The following is a 15876-nucleotide window of genomic DNA, read 5'->3' as shown; positions in this document are numbered from 1 at the left end:
CGATTCTGAGGAGAATGTGATGAAGCAATATGTTAAACGTACACAACGCGACTACTCTCTGTCCTTTAAACTGGCCGTCGTTGAGCAGGTTGAAAAAGGTGAGATGACTTATCGTCAGGCTCAGGAGCGCTACGGTATCCAGGGGTGCTCCACCGTTCTGAAGTGGCTGCGTAAATATGGCCAGCTGGACTGGCACTCTTCAAAGCAGCGCAGCGCACGTGGAGGACTCATGAAAAAATCCCTTCCCCTTACGCCTGAACAACGAATCAAAGAGCTTGAGCAGCAGCTGGCTGAATCCGAAGTGAAGGCGCAGTTCTTTGAGGCCGTCGTGAAGGTCATGAACACTGAGTTCGGTGCCACGCTGACAAAAAAGCAGTTAGCTTCGTTATCGCGCAGGCAAAAACACCCGGACTGACCATCGTCAGGGTCTGCCGGTTTTTAAAAATAAGCCGTCAGGCCTGGTATCAGGGGTGTCAGCGCGTGCAACGTAAGTCAGAGCAGGCCTGCCGCATTACTGAGGAAGTGAAAAACCTCAGGATGCAGCAACCGCGCCTGGGCACGCGCAAGCTGCACCATATCCTTAACTGTCGGGATGCACCTGAACTGCATATCGGGCGGGACAGCCTGTTTACCGTACTCCGGGAGGCCGGGCTGCGGGTACGTCCGGCCAGGGCTTATCATAAAACAACCCACAGCCATCATCGCTTTTATAAGCATCCAAACCTGCTGAAAGACGGGCCGGGGCGGACCGTCATCTCCGGCCCGGAGCAGGTTTGGGTGGCGGACATTACCTGGCTTCCGGTCAGAACCGGCACGGCTTACGTGAGCCTGGTAACCGACGCATTCTCACGGAAAATAGTGGGTTACCATGTGCATGAAAGTCTTCATACAGAGCACGTGGTGAAGGCGCTACAGATGGCACTGAAAAACCGGCATGGCAGGACACCGCTGATCCATCACTCCGATCGCGGCATACAGTACTGCTCAGCGATGTACCAGTCGGTGCATGAAAGACACGGGCTAATCTGCTCAATGACGGATGGGTATGACTGTTATCAGAACGCCATTGCGGAGAGGGTCAACGGAATACTGAAAAACGAGCTGCTGATAACGCGCCCGGCAGACATCGTTCAGGCAGAAATAATGGTGGCGGAGTCGGTAAGAATCTACAATAGCCAGCGACCGCATCTGTCGCTGAAATATAAAACGCCAGATGCAGTACATCAGGCGTTTTGAGGGCGTAAAGTGTCAACCTATGCCAGGACTAGTCAGATTATTTATTCCACGGCATGATTGGCACGGCACTCAGCGCATTCTTTGGCGATCCATCCACGACTTTATCAGAATAACTCAGATAAATTAACGCGTTACGTTTTTTATCGTAAAACCGTACCACTTGCAGCTTTTTGAAAACCAGTGAAGTTCGCTTACGAAATACCACTTCACCTTCTGCCTTACCCTGAGCTATCTTGTCGCTGAGTTGCACCGGGCCAACCTGCTGACAGGAGATCGCTGCGTCTGAGGTATCTTCAGCCAGTCCCAGCCCCCCTTTGATGCCACCGGTTTTAGCCCTGCTGATGTAGCAGGTGACATTACTGACGTCCGGATCGTCGAACGCCTCGACAACGATCTTATGGTCCGGACCAAATACTTTAAATACCGTATCGACAGAACCGACCACCTCTGCATGGGCGGAAAGGGACGAGAAAATTACAGACGTGACTATTAACAATTTTTTTATTGTCATAGAGTTACCGTTGCTAAGAAAATAGATGAAATTGTAAGTTATTACTTTCACTCTCCGTCGGGTCGACAGCACATACCCTAGGTTTGACACGCAATTTATAGCACAAATACCCGGTCGGAATGGATTGCGTAGTAAAGTCTGGTGTGAAATTGTTTCCCCCGGCTTCAATTTAAACAGGATGAGGACGATTTATGGATCAAGCCGGTATCATTCGCGATTTGCTGGCCTGGCTTGAAAGCCACCTTGACCAGCCACTTTCACTGGACAACGTGGCGGCCAAGGCGGGCTATTCAAAATGGCATTTACAAAGAATGTTCAAGGAAGTCACCGATCACGCTATTGGTGCATACATTCGCGCACGTCGCCTGTCAAAAGCGGCCGTAGCGCTTCGCGCTGACCAGCCGCCCGATTCTGGATATCGCCTTGCAGTACCGTTTTGACTCGCAACAGACATTTACCCGCGCCTTTAAAAAACAGTTCAATCTGACACCGGCATACTATCGCCGCGCATCAGACTGGAACGCTTTTGGGCTACGTCCACCTATCAGGTTAGGTGAATTTAGCGTGCCTGAGCCGCGTTACGTTACCCTGCCGGAAATGGTGCTGACCGGGCAGACGCAGAGCTACACCTGTACTCTGGAACAAATATCCAGCTTCCGTGATGAAATGCGCCTGCATTTCTGGCGACAGTTTTTGACCGAAACCGATATGATCCCACCTGTGTTGTACGGTCTGCATCAGTCACGTCCCAGCATGGAAAAAGACGACGAGCAGGAAATCCTCTACACCACTGCCGTCCCTGCCGAACAGCTTTCGCAGCCAATGCCAGCTACGCAGACGGTGTTGCTGGAGGGGGGAGAGTATGTCCAGTTCACCTATCAGGGGCCACGAACTGGCTTGCAGGAATTTATCCTGCTGCTTTATGGTACCTGTATGCCAACACTACAGCTGACACGCCGTCACGGGCAGGATATCGAACGTTTTTACACTCACGGCGGCAAGAAACGTGCTGAACCCCCGACGGAAATACGCTGTGAATATCTGATTCCCATCCGTCCGGTAAACGACGCGAAATCGGCCTGATACCTCCGCCAGATCGCCCCGGCAGGGTGACAAAGCACTCACCCTGCCAGCAATCATCTCAGCGTTGCAGTTCATCCAGCGCGGGAAGATCCAGATGTGACACATCGCCTGCCGTTTCAACCACCCAACCTGAAGCCAGCCAACCGCTGTGCTGGTGATCGACGCGAGAAATCGAACAGTTGCGCAACCGTAAACGGCGTTCGGCATGCGCCGGTAACCCCAGCATGGTACTGATCAGCACGCCCAGCGCCATACCGTGACTGACCAGCAACGGCCGACTTCCGGCGGGCAGATGCAGACAGGCGTTAAGCGCCTCGTGCATTCGTGCAGCCAGCTCCGCCATTGACTCACCTTCGGGAATGCGACCATTTTCCGTGCCATCCACCAGCGTTTTACGCCAGCTCTCTTCCTCTGCGCTCAGCGACGCCAGCGCTCTCTGTTCAAGCACCCCCATATTTAACTCACGCAGCCGAGGGTCCAGCCGCACCTCGCAGCCACAGGCATCGGCGATAATGGCCGCGGTACGCTGCGTACGCCCCAGGTCGCTGGAAATAATATGGGTGATACCGAGGTGTTTCATGCGCTCAGCAACCTGATATGCCTGCTGCTCTCCTTTTTCCGTCAGAGCGCTGTCTGACTGTCCCTGAAGGCGACGCGCTGCATTCCAGACCGTCTCTCCGTGGCGAACAAGATAAACCTGTAACATGACTTTTTTCCGTTATACTGCGACAAATTTGCGTAGAAGGTTCAGATAATTATGTACCATGTCGTCGCTGCCACCAGCAATCCAGCCAAAATTAACGCCATCTCTCAGGCATTCAGCGATATTTTCGGAGAAGGATCCTGCCATATCGAGGGGGTGGTGGTCGACAGCGGCGTCGCTCTGCAACCGCTCAGCAACACAGAAACACGAACCGGCGCACGTCAGCGGGTAATGAACGCCCGACAAGTCAGGCCGGAGGCGGATTTCTGGGTAGCCATTGAAGCCGGTATCGAAGAGGACACTGCCTTCGCCTGGATGGTGGTGGAAAACCACCGCCTGCGCGGCGAATCACGTTCTGCCAGTTTTACCCTGCCTGCCGCCGTGATGAAAGGCATTCGTGCCGGACGTGAACTGGGTGAGGAGATGGCGCGTCTGACCGGCATTGAGAATATCAAACAGCAGGGCGGCGCTATTGGCATATTTACCGCCGGAAAACTGACCCGCACCAGCGTTTACCATCAGGCGCTTATTCTGGCCCTCTGCCCGTTCCATAACGCTGTCTATCAGCAGGACGACGCCCCGTCAATCCTGCCCTGAGCCATCCAGTAACTGCGCCGCCAGCCACGCCTTCAGTGGCGGCGGCGCACTTTTCAGGCTGTTGGATCCACGGGTAATGGTCGCGATGCCCACCCCCAGATCGTTTTTCAGCTCACGCTGGCTGAGTTCACCACGCATTAACTCTTCAACAATGCGCAGACGCGTGCCCAGGGCTTCACGCTCATCAGGGGTGGTCATCAGTTGGAGCAACGGCAGATGCAGATCGTTGAGGCAGGCATGTTGCAGCAGCGCAACAAAACGCTGCCACTCTTCGTTGTGCGGTTCTGTAGTAACGGGGGCTGAAGATTCGCTCATGTGCGGTCCATACTCATTGACTAGTACAACAGCATATCACAGCCCCCGTCGAATCAGTAGTGACGCTGCCACTCACTGTCAGACAGGATTTTGTCTGGTTTCCCCATAAAATGGCGGTAGTAAACGTCGTAGGCCAGCACGTTTTTAACGTAGCCACGCGTTTCCGAGAACGGAATGGTTTCGATAAACGCCACCGGGTCCAGACGCCCTGCGCTGTTGCCAAGCCAGGTTCTGACGCGTGACGGTCCCGCATTATAGGCTACCGACGAGAAAATACGGTTCTGACCAAACTGCTGATAAACCGACTCCAGATACTGAGTACCAACCTGAATATTGGTTTCCGCATCCAGCAGCTGGCTGCTGTTGCTGTATCCCGCCAGGCTGTAGAGCTTCACCGTGTGTTGCGCGGTGGCAGGCATCACCTGCATCAGGCCGGAAGCGCCAACCGGTGAGCGGGCTTTTGGATTCCACGCGCTCTCCTGACGGGCAATCGCCATGGCATAGCTGACCGGAATCGCCTTTCCGGCAGTGTAGCGATTGAACTGATCCTGCCAGGCCAGCGGGAAACGCTCCTGCAAACTATTCCATAATTTGCCGGTAATGGTCGCCTGAACGCTCAGGTCCCACCAGTTTTGCTCAGCAGCATAGCGCGCCAGCTGCTGTTGCTGACTGGTAGTTTTACTGCCTACCAGATAGCTCCACTCCGAGCGGGCCAGGTTATCCATCCCCCAGTACATCAGCTCACGCACCCGGGCAATTTCCGGCCCCTGAATCAGACTGCCTTCCGGCTCCGGCGCTTTGTCCACCTGCATCTTGTAGTCAACGCCAAGGCGCTGCGCAGCCACCATCGGATAGAAGCCGCGCTCCTGCATCAGCCTGCGCAGGATCTTTTCCGCTTCCTCACTGCGCCCCTGCGCCATCAGCAGGTCGGCCTGCCAGTATTGCCACTCATCTTTCTGTTTAGCTTCCACCGGCAGGCGGGCGATCCAGGTATTCAGGCCGTGTCGGTCGTTATTACCGAGTGACATTCTCACCCGACGCTCAATCAGCGAGGTTGAATCACTGCGCATCACCACATTGTCACGCCAGCGGGCCTGTTCCGGGGTGATATCGTTCCCCATCAGACGCCAGGCAACGGCTTCATTCAGTTCCTGCTCGTCCTGCTCCGTCATCTTTTGCAGACGGACCAGTGACGGGATCAGCATCCGCGCATTCTCAGCGTTATCCCGCGCAACCCGGGCAAAAGCCAGCGACGTTGCCTGACGGGTAAAATCCGTCGGGCCGACATTACGGGCGAAGGCTTCAACATTTTGCGGGTTATTCTGCAAATCTGTTACCGCATCGGCAATGGTCTGATAATCAGCAGGCAGCTGTTTTGCCAGAGAATTCACCAGGCTGGCGTTGCCCTCTTTCATCGCCAGGCGGATGCGTTCCAGGGTAGTAATGGGGGTCTGCTCACCCGCCGCCTGCCAGACGCTGAACAGTTTGTCGCAGGTGGCCGGGGTGGCCGTTCCACGCAACCAGATAGCTTTGGCACCATCCCAGGCGACCTGCTGCTGACCGGTCGCCCATTTGGCGTAATACCAGTTACAACGGGCCGCAACCGGTTCGGGGGCTTCCGGGCTGAACACCAGTAAACCACGCCAGTCCTGGCGCCGTGCCAGCTCATTAACAAAGCGAGCAGAGAGAGAACGCACCGGGGGTAAAGTCGGGTATTTTTTGATGAAGTCTTTGACCACAAACCCGCTCTCCTGATCCAGATCCTGGGTCAGCTGGCGATATTCAAGGTAGGGATAAAGCGGGTAGTCACGCAGCGTCGGCATCAGTTGCGCGACGGTATCCATCTGATTGCTGTCCCAGGCCTGCCTGGCCTGCAAATAGCGACCGCGCTGGGCATCCAGCGAATCCGCCTGAACCGAAGCGGTAACGACACTTAAACACACACCCGCCATCCACAACTGCCACTTGTCCACCATGACTTTCCCCACGTTAAACCCTCAATTATCCAGTTGCCCTGGCCTCATGCTACCGGGACTCAGCCGAAACGGCTATGTTCAGCACCAATATTTACGCAACCATCCCTCTCTAAACTGCCATTAAACCAGCAGCATATTGTGAAATGAGTCTGCTCAATTGCTGGAAACGATCAATAAGCGCTTTGTATACCTCCTTCAGCATAGACCGCATTAATCAACACTGAATCAAATGCTTGCTGAAGGAATATCTATGTCGCGACTGACGCCAGACCCCACAGACCAGATCGCCTGGTATCGTTATGACAGCGCAACCGTACTGAAGCGGTTAAAAAGTACACCCGGCGGCCTGTCTGCCACAGAAGCGCAACGACGCTTCACCACCCATGGTCCGAACCGATTGCCGCAACGCCCGGCAAAAAGCGCCCTGCTCCGCTTTCTGGCCCATTTTAACGACGTGCTGATGTACGTACTACTGGCTGCTGCGCTGTTGACTGGCGTTATGGGCCACTGGCTGGATACTGCGGTCATCCTCGGCGTGGCGCTGATTAATGGATTGATTGGCTTTGTACAGGAAAACAACGCTGAAAAATCACTGAAAAGCATTGAGAGCATGTTGCCCGCCATGGCCCAGGTGATGCGTGACCACCAGATCCAGACCCTTGACGCCAGCCAGCTGGTACCGGGGGATATTGTCATCCTGCGTGCAGGGGATCGTATCCCGGCGGATTTGCGCCTGACTGAAGCCCATAATCTGCAAGTGGAAGAGGCGATCCTGACCGGCGAATCCACCGCCATCACCAAACAGACCGGGGCAATTGACACCGAAGTGATGCCTGGCGATCGCGATAATCTGGCTTTTTCCGGCACCACCGTCAGTTCAGGCAGCGGCACCGGGGTGGTCATTGCCACCGGGGCTGACACCGAACTGGGCCAGATTAACCATATGATGGCCGACATCCAACCACAGCGTACGCCGTTACTGGTGCAGATGGATAAACTGGGCCATACCATCTTCCTCAGCATTCTGGTGATGATGGCCGCGCTGTTTATCTTCTCACTGCTGTTACGCGACATGCCGATGGGCGAGCTGCTGCTGTCACTGATTGGGCTGGCCGTGGCGGCAGTGCCGGAAGGACTGCCCGCTATCATCTCGATTATCCTGTCGTTTGGCGTCCAGGCGATGGCGCGTAAGCGGGCAATTATCCGCAAACTGCCCACCGTCGAAACCCTGGGTGCGATGACCGTAATATGCAGTGACAAAACCGGGACGCTGACCATGAATGAAATGACGGTGAAAGCCGTGCTGCTGGTCGGCGGCAATCTGCGGGTCGAAGGTAACAGCTATTGTCCCGAGGGCGGTTTTCTTACTGAGGACGGGAGAGCGGTGGAGCCCGCTGCCCACCCGCTGCTCAGTCGCTTTTTGCGCAACGTTGACCTGTGTAATGAAAGTACGCTGATCCAGGATGCAGAGGGACACTGGGACATTACCGGTGGCCCTACCGCCGGGGCGCTGAAAGTGCTGGCAGCAAAAGGCCGGTTGCCAGAGCAGGCGACACAGTTAAAAGATAAAATCCCTTTTGATTCGGCCTGGAAATACATGGCAACGCATCATCAGATTGCCGGTGAAGAGCGCATCATCGTCACCGGCGCACCGGATGTGCTGTTGAAGCTGTGCCAACACCAGCTGACACCTGAAGGTATCGCACCGCTGGACAACCCCTACTGGCAGGAAGAGATCGCCCGCTACGCCCGCGAAGGTCTGCGCATGGTCGCCAGCGCCTGCAAACCGGCCGAGGACAACCAGCCCGCACTGAGCCACCCGTGCCTGCAAAGCGGCCTGATCTTCTGCGGTATCGCCGCGATGATGGACCCACCGCGCCCGGAAGCCGTGCAGGCGATAGCCGAGTGCCACCGGGCCGGTATCCGGGTAAAAATGATCACCGGCGATCATCAGGAAACCGCCATGGCGATAGGCAGGATGCTGGGCATTGGTGACGGCCGCAACGCGCTCACCGGTTATCAGCTGGAGCATATGACCGACGGCGAGCTGGCCAGCGCCGCCGCGCGTTATGACATTTTCGCCCGCACCAGCCCGCAACATAAGCTGCGACTGGTTAAAGCGCTACAGGATCGGGGCGAAGTGGTGGGGATGACCGGCGACGGGGTCAACGATGCCCCGGCACTGAAACAGGCGGATGTCGGCATTGCAATGGGCATCAAAGGGACGGAGGTCACCAAAGAAGCCGCCGATATGATCCTGACCGATGACAACTTCGCCACTATCGCCAACGCGGTGAAGGAAGGCCGCCGCGTCTGGGATAACCTGAAAAAAACCATCCTGTTTATTATGCCGACCAGTCTGGCGCAGGGCCTGCTGATTGTTATTGCCATCCTGATGGGCAACCTGCTGCCATTAACGCCGGTACAGATCCTGTGGATGAATATGGCCACCTCTGCCACCCTCTCTTTTGGATTAGTCTTTGAAAAAGCGGATAAAAACGTGATGCGCCGCGCCCCCCGGGATGTCAGAAAACCGGTAATGGACGCCTGGGCACTCTGGCGGGTAGGTTTTGTCGGCATACTGATTGCGCTCAGCGCTTTTATGCTGGAAGCCTGGCTGCAATCGCGTGGCTACAGCGTTGAATTTATTCGTACCGTGCTGTTACAGACGCTGGTCACCGCCCAGTGGGTATACATGCTGAACTGCCGGGATAACAGGCGCTTCTCGCTCAACCGTGGGCTGCTGCAAAACCGGGGAATGTGGCTGGTGACGGCTGTACTGGTGCTGCTGCAACTGGCGATTATCTGCCTGCCATTGATGAACAGGCTGTTCGGCACCGTCCCGCTGCCGCTGAGCTGGTGGCTGATCCCCCTGGCGGTCGGATCCGTGCTGTTCCTGATTGTTGAGATGGAAAAACGGCTGACCCGCCGCTGGCGGTAAGCATCATCATCCCGTCACTGCCGGAAGCCAGAACGCAGCAACAGATTCTGACTTCCGGCGCATACCGGGCATTTATCCCCTCCGCAGCACCATACCTCTGGCCGAATTTGCTCTTTTCTGCTGACAGCCCTTTCCTGCCAGCAGAGCACCACACCGCGCCTGACGGTAATCCTGCCGCCGCCCCATTCGCAGGGTTTCGCCCTGCCAGCCAGCTGGCTGTTTTTTGCCCCAACGTTGTACATTCCCTGCCCGCCGGTGGTGCGCCACTTTCAGCCCTTACGGTAAATATCTATATAAAACAGATGTTTTTTTAACTGGCACGGCTTTTGCCTGAATGAATCCAATCTTGTATACCAGATGGAATTCAACTTATGGCTTTCACCACCGGCTTCACCCTGAAAGACTGGCAGCATCAGCATCAGCAGCACCCTGATGATGTGCTGACAACGCTGACTTCAGTGTTATCCGGATTATCCACCGACGATAATGCCTGGATCGCTCTTGCCACGCCTGCCCAACTGCGCGCCCAGTTGGAACCCTTGCTGACTGCCTGGCGGCAGGATCCGGACTCGCTGCCGCTGTTTGGCGTGCCCTTTGCCGTCAAAGACAATATTGATGTGGCGGGCTGGCCCACCACGGCTGCCTGTCCGGCGTTCACTTATCAGGCCGCAGCGGATGCCGCAGCCGTCGCCAGGCTTAAGGCCGCAGGTGCGGTGCTGATAGGCAAAACCAACCTCGACCAGTTTGCTACCGGCCTGGTCGGGAGCCGTTCACCTTATGGCGCGGTAAAAAACACCTTCAACCCGGACTATGTCAGCGGCGGCTCCAGCTCCGGTTCCGCTTCCGTTACCGCTCGTGGGCTGGTCTGCTTTGCGCTGGGCACCGACACCGCCGGATCAGGCCGCGTCCCGGCTGGTTTCAACAATATCGTCGGGCTGAAACCGACCAAAGGCTGGCTCTCCGCCAGCGGCGTGGTGCCCGCCTGCCGTCTGAATGACACCATTTCAATCTTTGCGCTGACGGTGGAGGACGCCTTCCGGGTGGCAGACTGTGCCGGCGGCTATGACGCCAGTGATGCCTACTCGCGCAGTAATCCGGGGCTGGCACCGGCCGCGTTACCGGCGATGACCAACTTAGCCATTCCGGCCCATCCAACCTTTTTTGGCGATGCGCAGGCTGAAGCGGCCTGGCTGGCATCGCTGACCGCCTTGCAGGCCGGGGGAGCCACGCTACACCCCATTGATTTTTCGGTCTTTCAGCAGCTGGCAGAGCAGCTATACAACGGCCCCTGGGTAGCTGAGCGTACCGTCGCCATCGGCGAGATGCTGGCGCGTCAGGAAGAGATGGACCCGGTGGTCCATGAGATCATCGCCACCGGTCAGCGTTACAGCGCCGTGGACGCTTTTGCCGCCGAATATCTGCGAGCCGATCTGAGCCGTCAAATCCAGCAGACCCTCAGCCAGTTTGACGCGCTGGTGGTCCCCACCTCTCCCACCATCCACACCCTGGCGGAGATGCAGCAGGAACCGGTGCGCTACAACTCGCAGTTTGGCACCTACACCAACTTCACCAATCTGGCCGACCTCTGCGCGCTGGCGCTGCCCGGCCCCTTCCGTGCGGACGGTCTGCCCGCCGGGATCACCCTGATAGCACCTGCCTGGCATGACCGTGCGCTGGCAACCTTTGGTCAACGCTGGCAGGCCAGTCAGTCACTCAGCCTCGGGGCCACCGGCAGGAGAGCCCCCGGCAACAGGTTATCGCTGCCCGCTTCACCGCTGCATGTGCGTGTTGCCGTGGTCGGCGCGCACCTCAGCGGAATGCCGCTGAATCACCAGCTGACCCGCCGTGATGCGGTGAAGGTTGAAGAGACGCAGACTGCCGCCTGCTATCGCCTGTATGCGCTGGCTGATACCCACCCGGCCAAACCGGGGCTGGCAAAAGGTAGCGACGGCGCAGCGATTACCGTCGAGCTGTGGGACATCCCCCTGGCCCGTTTTGGTGAATTTGTCGCAGAGATCCCGCCGCCGCTGGGGATAGGTACGCTGGAGCTGGCCGACGGCCGTCTGGTGAAAGGCTTTATCTGCGAACCTGCCGCGCTGGCAGAGGCAACCGACATCACTGCATCAGGCGGCTGGCGTAACTGGCTGAGCCGCAAGGAGACGCCACATGTTTAATACCGTTCTTATCGCCAACCGGGGTGAAATTGCCTGTCGTGCGATCCGCACGCTCCGGCGACTGGGCATCACCAGCGTGGCGGTTTACTCCCAGGCAGATAAAAATGCGCAGCATGTCAGGGATGCGGATATCGCCATCGCCCTTGGCGGCGAGAAGGCCGCTGACAGCTATCTGCGTATTGATAAAATTCTTGCGGCGGCGAGGGAAACCGGCGCGCAGGCGATCTGGCCGGGTTACGGCTTTCTGTCAGAAAGCCTGCCTTTTGCCGCCGCCTGCGAAGAGGCGGGGATTGCCTTCGTCGGCCCCACCGCGCAACAGATTGGCGAGTTTGGTCTGAAGCACCGCGCCCGCGAGCTGGCCGCCGAAGCGGGCGTACCGATGACCCCCGGCACCGCCCTGCTGGCGTCGCTGGACGAGGCGCTGATCGCGGCGCAAAACATCGGCTATCCGGTGATGCTGAAAAGTACCGCAGGCGGCGGCGGTATTGGCCTCACCCGCTGTGCCGATGAAGGTGCGCTGCGCCAGGCGTGGGAGAGCGTTCGTCGTCTTGGCGAACAGTTTTTCAGCGATGCGGGGGTATTTCTGGAGCGCTGCATCGATCGCGCCCGCCATGTTGAGGTGCAGATTTTCGGTGATGGCAACGGCAGGGTGATCGCCCTTGGCGAACGCGACTGCTCACTACAGCGTCGCAATCAGAAAGTGGTGGAAGAAACCCCGGCCCCCAGGCTGCCGCAGGCGACCCGCAGCGCCCTGCTGGCCTCGGCGGTCAGGCTGGGTGAACGGGTCAGCTACCGCAGCGCCGGTACGGTGGAATACATCTACGACGCAGCGCGCGACGAATTCTTCTTCCTTGAGGTGAACACCCGCCTTCAGGTTGAGCATCCGGTGACTGAATGCGTCACCGGGCTGGATCTGGTGGAGTGCATGTTGCGGGTCGCCGCAGGCGAAGAGCCCGACTGGGCGCGTATGACGCAGGCCCCGCAGGGTGCCGCCATCGAAGTGCGTATTTATGCCGAAGATCCGCTGAAAAACTTCCAGCCCAGTCCCGGCGTACTGACCGAGGTCTGCTTCCCGGAAAACGTGCGGGTGGATGGCTGGGTCAGCACCGGGACAGAGGTGTCGGCCTTTTATGATCCGATGATCGCCAAGCTGATCGTGCACGGCGAAAATCGCCAGGCGGCGCTGGCAAAAATGGCGCAGGCGCTGAGCGAAACCCGTCTGCACGGCATCGCCACCAATCTGGACTATCTGCGCCAGGTGGTGGCGAGCGAGGCGCTGCGCAGTGGCGATGTCTGGACGCGCTGGCTGGACAGCTTTACGCCGCTCAGCAGGGTGGTCGAGGTGCTGCAACCCGGCACCTGGAGCAGCATCCAGGATTACCCCGGTCGTCCGGGCTACTGGGATATCGGCGTACCGCCTTCCGGCCCCATGGATGATTTCGCCTTCCGCCTGGCTAACCGCATTGTCGGCAACGCCAGTGAGGCGGCCGGACTGGAGTTTACCCTGCAAGGTCCGACGCTGCGCTTCCACAGTGAAACGGTCATCGCCCTGACTGGCGCAGCCTGCCCGGCGACGCTGGACGGCGAAGCGGTGAACTACTGGCAGCCGGTAACGGTGCGGGCCGGTCAGACCCTGACGCTGGGGCGGGCACAGGCGGGCTGTCGTACTTACCTGGCGGTGCGCAACGGTTTTGACGTACCGCAATACCTCGGCAGCCGCTCCACCTTTGCACTGGGCGAGTTTGGCGGACATGCCGGTCGCACGCTGCGGGTCGCGGATATGCTGGCGATTTCACAGCCGGAGCTGGCCGCCTGCACCACCCCGGCCCCGGTGACTGCACCACAGGCGGTTGATCCGACGCTGATCCCGGATTTCAGTGATGAATGGCATATCGGCGTGCTCTACGGGCCACACGGCGCGCCGGACTTTTTCACTCAGCCATCGATTGAGGCATTTTTTGCCACCCCGTGGCAGGTACATTACAACTCCAACCGGCTGGGCATCCGCCTGGTCGGCCCTAAACCGGAGTGGACCCGCGCCAACGGCGGTGAAGCGGGGCTGCATCCCTCCAACGTCCACGACTGCGAATACGCCATCGGCGCGGTGAACTTTACCGGCGATTTCCCGGTGATCCTCACCCGCGACGGACCCAGTCTGGGTGGCTTCGTCTGCCCGGTCACCATCGCCAAAGCCGAGCTGTGGAAAGTCGGCCAGGTTAAACCGGGCGATCGTATCCACTTCCACGCCATCAGCATTGAGGAAGCCAACGCGCTGGAAGTTGCGCAGGAACGGAGGGTGGAAAGTTTGCAGGCCATCAGCCCTCCGGCCTTCGCTGCCCCTTCGCTGGACACCACCGCACAGGGTTCCGCCACCGTACTGGCAGCCTGGGCCGCTACCGCCACCACGCCGACGGCGGTCTGGCGTCAGGCTGGCGACAACTACATCCTGCTGGAGTATGGCGACAACATCATGGATCTGGCGCTGCGGCTGCGCGTGCATCTGCTGATGACCGCCCTGCGTGAGCTTAATCAGCCGGGTATTGAAGAGCTCTCTCCCGGCGTGCGTTCACTGCAAATCCGCTATGACAGCCGCGTGATTGGTCAGCAACAGCTGCTGACGCTGCTGCTGGACGTGGAGAAAAAGCTGGGCGACGTCAGCCAGCTGAAAGTCCCTTCGCGCATTGTGCATCTGCCGATGGCCTTTGAAGACAGCGCCACGCTGGGCGCGGTGGAGCGTTACAAAGAGACGGTGCGGGGCTCTGCGCCCTGGCTGCCCAATAACGTGGATTTTATCCAGCGTATCAACGGGCTGGCGACGCGCGAAGCGGTTCGCCAGACGCTGTTCGACGCCAGCTACCTGATCCTCGGCCTCGGCGATGTCTACCTTGGCGCACCCTGCGCGGTGCCTGTCGATCCGCGCCATCGCCTGCTCAGCTCCAAATATAACCCGGCGCGCACCTTCACCGCCGAGGGCACCGTCGGCATTGGCGGCATGTACATGTGCATTTACGGCATGGATTCACCCGGTGGCTATCAGCTGGTGGGGCGCACCCTGCCCATCTGGAATAAATTCCTGAAAAACGAGCAGTTTTCCGCCGGTGAGCCGTGGCTGCTGCGCTTCTTTGATCAGGTGCGCTTTTATCCGGTGAGCGAAACGGAGCTGGACGCCCTGCGCGACGATTTCCGCGAAGGACGGGCCACCATCACCATCGAAGAAAGCGAGTTTGATTTTGCGCAGCACCGCCGTTTCCTCAGCGACAACGCCGACGCCATCGCGGCATTCCGCCAGAAGCAGGCCAGCGCCTTTGAGGCAGAAGTCGCGCTCTGGGCCCAGGAGGAACAGGACGCGCCGCCCGCCAGCGAAGAGAACCTGCCCGCGCAGGAGCAGGAAGATAACGCCACGCCGGTGAGTGCCGACCTGAACGGCAATATCTGGAAAGTTCTGGTCAGTCCGGGCGATGAGGTGGCAGCCGGACAGCCGGTGATCATCGTCGAGGCAATGAAAATGGAACTGACCATCCACGCCCCGCAGGCGGGCAGGGTCAGGCGCATCAGCTGCCAGCCTGGTCGGGCGGTCAGCCCGGGCGATACGCTGCTGTGGCTGGAATAAACGAGGTGAACATGCAGGCGCATCAGTCAAAAGGCAACAAAGGCCGTCCGGAAGCACTGGCGGAAAAAGTCTACCAGACCATCAAAAACGACATTTTTGATTTTCGTCTGATGCCGGGCGACCGCTTCAGCGAGAGTGAAATGGCGGAAAGAATGGCGGTGAGCCGCACGCCGGTTCGTCAGGCACTGTTCTGGCTGGAGCGTGAAGGCTATGTCGAGGTGTGGTTTCGCAGCGGCTGGCAGGTGCGTCAGTTTGACTTCGAATACTTTGAGGAACTGTACGACCTGCGCATTGTGCTGGAGTGCGAAGCGGTTCGCCGTCTCTGCGCCCTGCCCTCCGGCGAGGCCGGTGAGCTGCTCGCTGAACTGCATCACTTCTGGGTAACCGCGCCCCGTGAACAGGATGGCAAAACCGTTTCCCTGCACGATGAGGCGTTCCATATGGCGCTGGTGGCCGCCACGGGCAACCGCGAGATGGCGCGCATTCACGCCGGACTGACCGAAAAAATTCGCATTATTCGTCGCCTTGACTTCACCCGGGAGGATCGCATCGCGGCAACGTATCACGAACATACCCTGATTTTACAGGCGGTTATGCAGCAACACCATGAGGAGGCACAGCGCATTCTGACTGACCATATTTCCGTCAGTAAGGCTGAAGTCAGAAAAATCACTTTACACCGGCTACACCAGGCAAGGCTTCAACCGGATTCATCCAACTAATTCAACAA

11 protein-coding genes and 1 pseudogene are annotated in these 15876 nt (G+C 58.2%); 7 read left to right on the top strand and 5 right to left on the bottom strand.

The window, feature by feature from the left end; all coding sequences use genetic code 11:
* The first annotated feature begins 19 nt into the window (after positions 1–19).
* Positions 20–1236 (top strand): IS3 family transposase gene (locus BG55_RS16290; protein ID WP_152542550.1). Its coding sequence is split into 2 segments (ribosomal slippage): positions 20–364 and positions 367–1236, totalling 1215 coding nucleotides; the frame shifts between segments, so codons are not numbered across the junction.
* Between the two features lie 37 nt (positions 1237–1273).
* On the opposite strand, the gene creA is transcribed toward BG55_RS16290, so the two are convergent.
* A complete protein-coding gene (gene creA / locus BG55_RS16285; protein ID WP_034939708.1) occupies positions 1274–1747 on the bottom strand; it encodes a protein CreA in 474 nt (157 codons plus the stop codon).
* 191 nt (positions 1748–1938) lie between these two features.
* Here creA and robA point away from each other — a divergent pair.
* A pseudogene (gene robA / locus BG55_RS16280) lies at positions 1939–2830 on the top strand (MDR efflux pump AcrAB transcriptional activator RobA).
* Between the two features lie 58 nt (positions 2831–2888).
* Here robA and gpmB read toward each other — a convergent pair.
* Complete coding sequence (gene gpmB / locus BG55_RS16275; RefSeq protein WP_034939704.1) at positions 2889–3536, bottom strand: 2,3-diphosphoglycerate-dependent phosphoglycerate mutase GpmB; 648 nt, start codon at positions 3534–3536, stop codon at positions 2889–2891.
* A gap of 51 nt (positions 3537–3587) precedes the next feature.
* Here gpmB and yjjX point away from each other — a divergent pair, with 51 nt between their 5' ends.
* Positions 3588–4130 carry an inosine/xanthosine triphosphatase gene (gene yjjX / locus BG55_RS16270; protein WP_034939701.1) on the top strand — a complete coding sequence of 181 codons (543 nt, stop codon included), beginning with the start codon at positions 3588–3590 and terminating at the stop codon, positions 4128–4130.
* Here yjjX and trpR read toward each other — a convergent pair.
* Both trpR and sltY read right to left on the bottom strand, forming a co-directional pair.
* The gene (trpR, locus tag BG55_RS16265; protein ID WP_034939698.1) at positions 4116–4445 is read right to left on the bottom strand and encodes a trp operon repressor; all 330 of its coding nucleotides are present in this window, start codon (positions 4443–4445) and stop codon (positions 4116–4118) included. The two genes, yjjX and trpR, sit on opposite strands and share 15 nt — an antisense overlap.
* A gap of 53 nt (positions 4446–4498) precedes the next feature.
* Entirely contained in the window at positions 4499–6421 is a 1923-nt protein-coding gene (gene sltY, locus BG55_RS16260; protein WP_034939696.1) for a murein transglycosylase, read from the bottom strand.
* Positions 6422–6671: 250 nt separating this feature from the next.
* Here sltY and BG55_RS16255 point away from each other — a divergent pair, with 250 nt between their 5' ends.
* The gene (locus BG55_RS16255) at positions 6672–9362 is read left to right on the top strand and encodes a cation-transporting P-type ATPase (protein WP_034939694.1); all 2691 of its coding nucleotides are present in this window, start codon (positions 6672–6674) and stop codon (positions 9360–9362) included.
* A 14-nt stretch (positions 9363–9376) separates the two neighbouring features.
* On the opposite strand, the gene BG55_RS16250 is transcribed toward BG55_RS16255, so the two are convergent.
* A complete protein-coding gene (locus BG55_RS16250) occupies positions 9377–9604 on the bottom strand; it encodes a hypothetical protein (protein ID WP_034939691.1) in 228 nt (75 codons plus the stop codon).
* 129 nt (positions 9605–9733) lie between these two features.
* Here BG55_RS16250 and atzF point away from each other — a divergent pair, with 129 nt between their 5' ends.
* The 3 genes from atzF to BG55_RS16235 are packed head-to-tail and all read left to right on the top strand — an operon-like array spanning position 9734 to position 15868.
* Positions 9734–11536, top strand: coding sequence for an allophanate hydrolase (gene atzF, locus BG55_RS16245; RefSeq protein WP_034939688.1), 1803 nt, complete (start codon positions 9734–9736; stop codon positions 11534–11536).
* The gene (gene uca, locus BG55_RS16240) at positions 11529–15146 is read left to right on the top strand and encodes an urea carboxylase (RefSeq protein WP_034939686.1); all 3618 of its coding nucleotides are present in this window, start codon (positions 11529–11531) and stop codon (positions 15144–15146) included. Before atzF ends, uca begins: the two co-directional genes overlap by 8 nt.
* An 11-nt stretch (positions 15147–15157) precedes the next feature.
* Positions 15158–15868, top strand: a complete 711-nt coding sequence (locus tag BG55_RS16235) for a GntR family transcriptional regulator (RefSeq protein WP_034939683.1) — start codon at positions 15158–15160, stop codon at positions 15866–15868.
* The last annotated feature ends 8 nt before the right edge of the window (positions 15869–15876 follow it).

The sequence above is a fragment of the Erwinia mallotivora genome (genome assembly GCF_000590885.1).
Taxonomy (GTDB): Bacteria; Pseudomonadota; Gammaproteobacteria; order Enterobacterales; family Enterobacteriaceae; genus Erwinia; species Erwinia mallotivora.
Note: the sequence above shows the minus strand (reverse complement) of the source record. Positions and strands in the feature narration are given on the sequence as shown.

Excerpts from the sequence above, each read along its gene's own strand:
- creA (WP_034939708.1), bottom strand. The coding sequence starts at position 1,747 with ATGACAATAAAAAAATTGTTAATAGTCACGTCTGTAATTTTCTCGTCC.
- gpmB (WP_034939704.1), bottom strand. The coding sequence starts at position 3,536 with ATGTTACAGGTTTATCTTGTTCGCCACGGAGAGACGGTCTGGAATGCA.
- yjjX (WP_034939701.1), top strand. The coding sequence starts at position 3,588 with ATGTACCATGTCGTCGCTGCCACCAGCAATCCAGCCAAAATTAACGCC.
- trpR (WP_034939698.1), bottom strand. The coding sequence starts at position 4,445 with ATGAGCGAATCTTCAGCCCCCGTTACTACAGAACCGCACAACGAAGAG.
- sltY (WP_034939696.1), bottom strand. The coding sequence starts at position 6,421 with ATGGTGGACAAGTGGCAGTTGTGGATGGCGGGTGTGTGTTTAAGTGTC.
- BG55_RS16255 (WP_034939694.1), top strand. The coding sequence starts at position 6,672 with ATGTCGCGACTGACGCCAGACCCCACAGACCAGATCGCCTGGTATCGT.
- BG55_RS16250 (WP_034939691.1), bottom strand. The coding sequence starts at position 9,604 with ATGTACAACGTTGGGGCAAAAAACAGCCAGCTGGCTGGCAGGGCGAAA.
- atzF (WP_034939688.1), top strand. The coding sequence starts at position 9,734 with ATGGCTTTCACCACCGGCTTCACCCTGAAAGACTGGCAGCATCAGCAT.
- uca (WP_034939686.1), top strand. The coding sequence starts at position 11,529 with ATGTTTAATACCGTTCTTATCGCCAACCGGGGTGAAATTGCCTGTCGT.
- BG55_RS16235 (WP_034939683.1), top strand. The coding sequence starts at position 15,158 with ATGCAGGCGCATCAGTCAAAAGGCAACAAAGGCCGTCCGGAAGCACTG.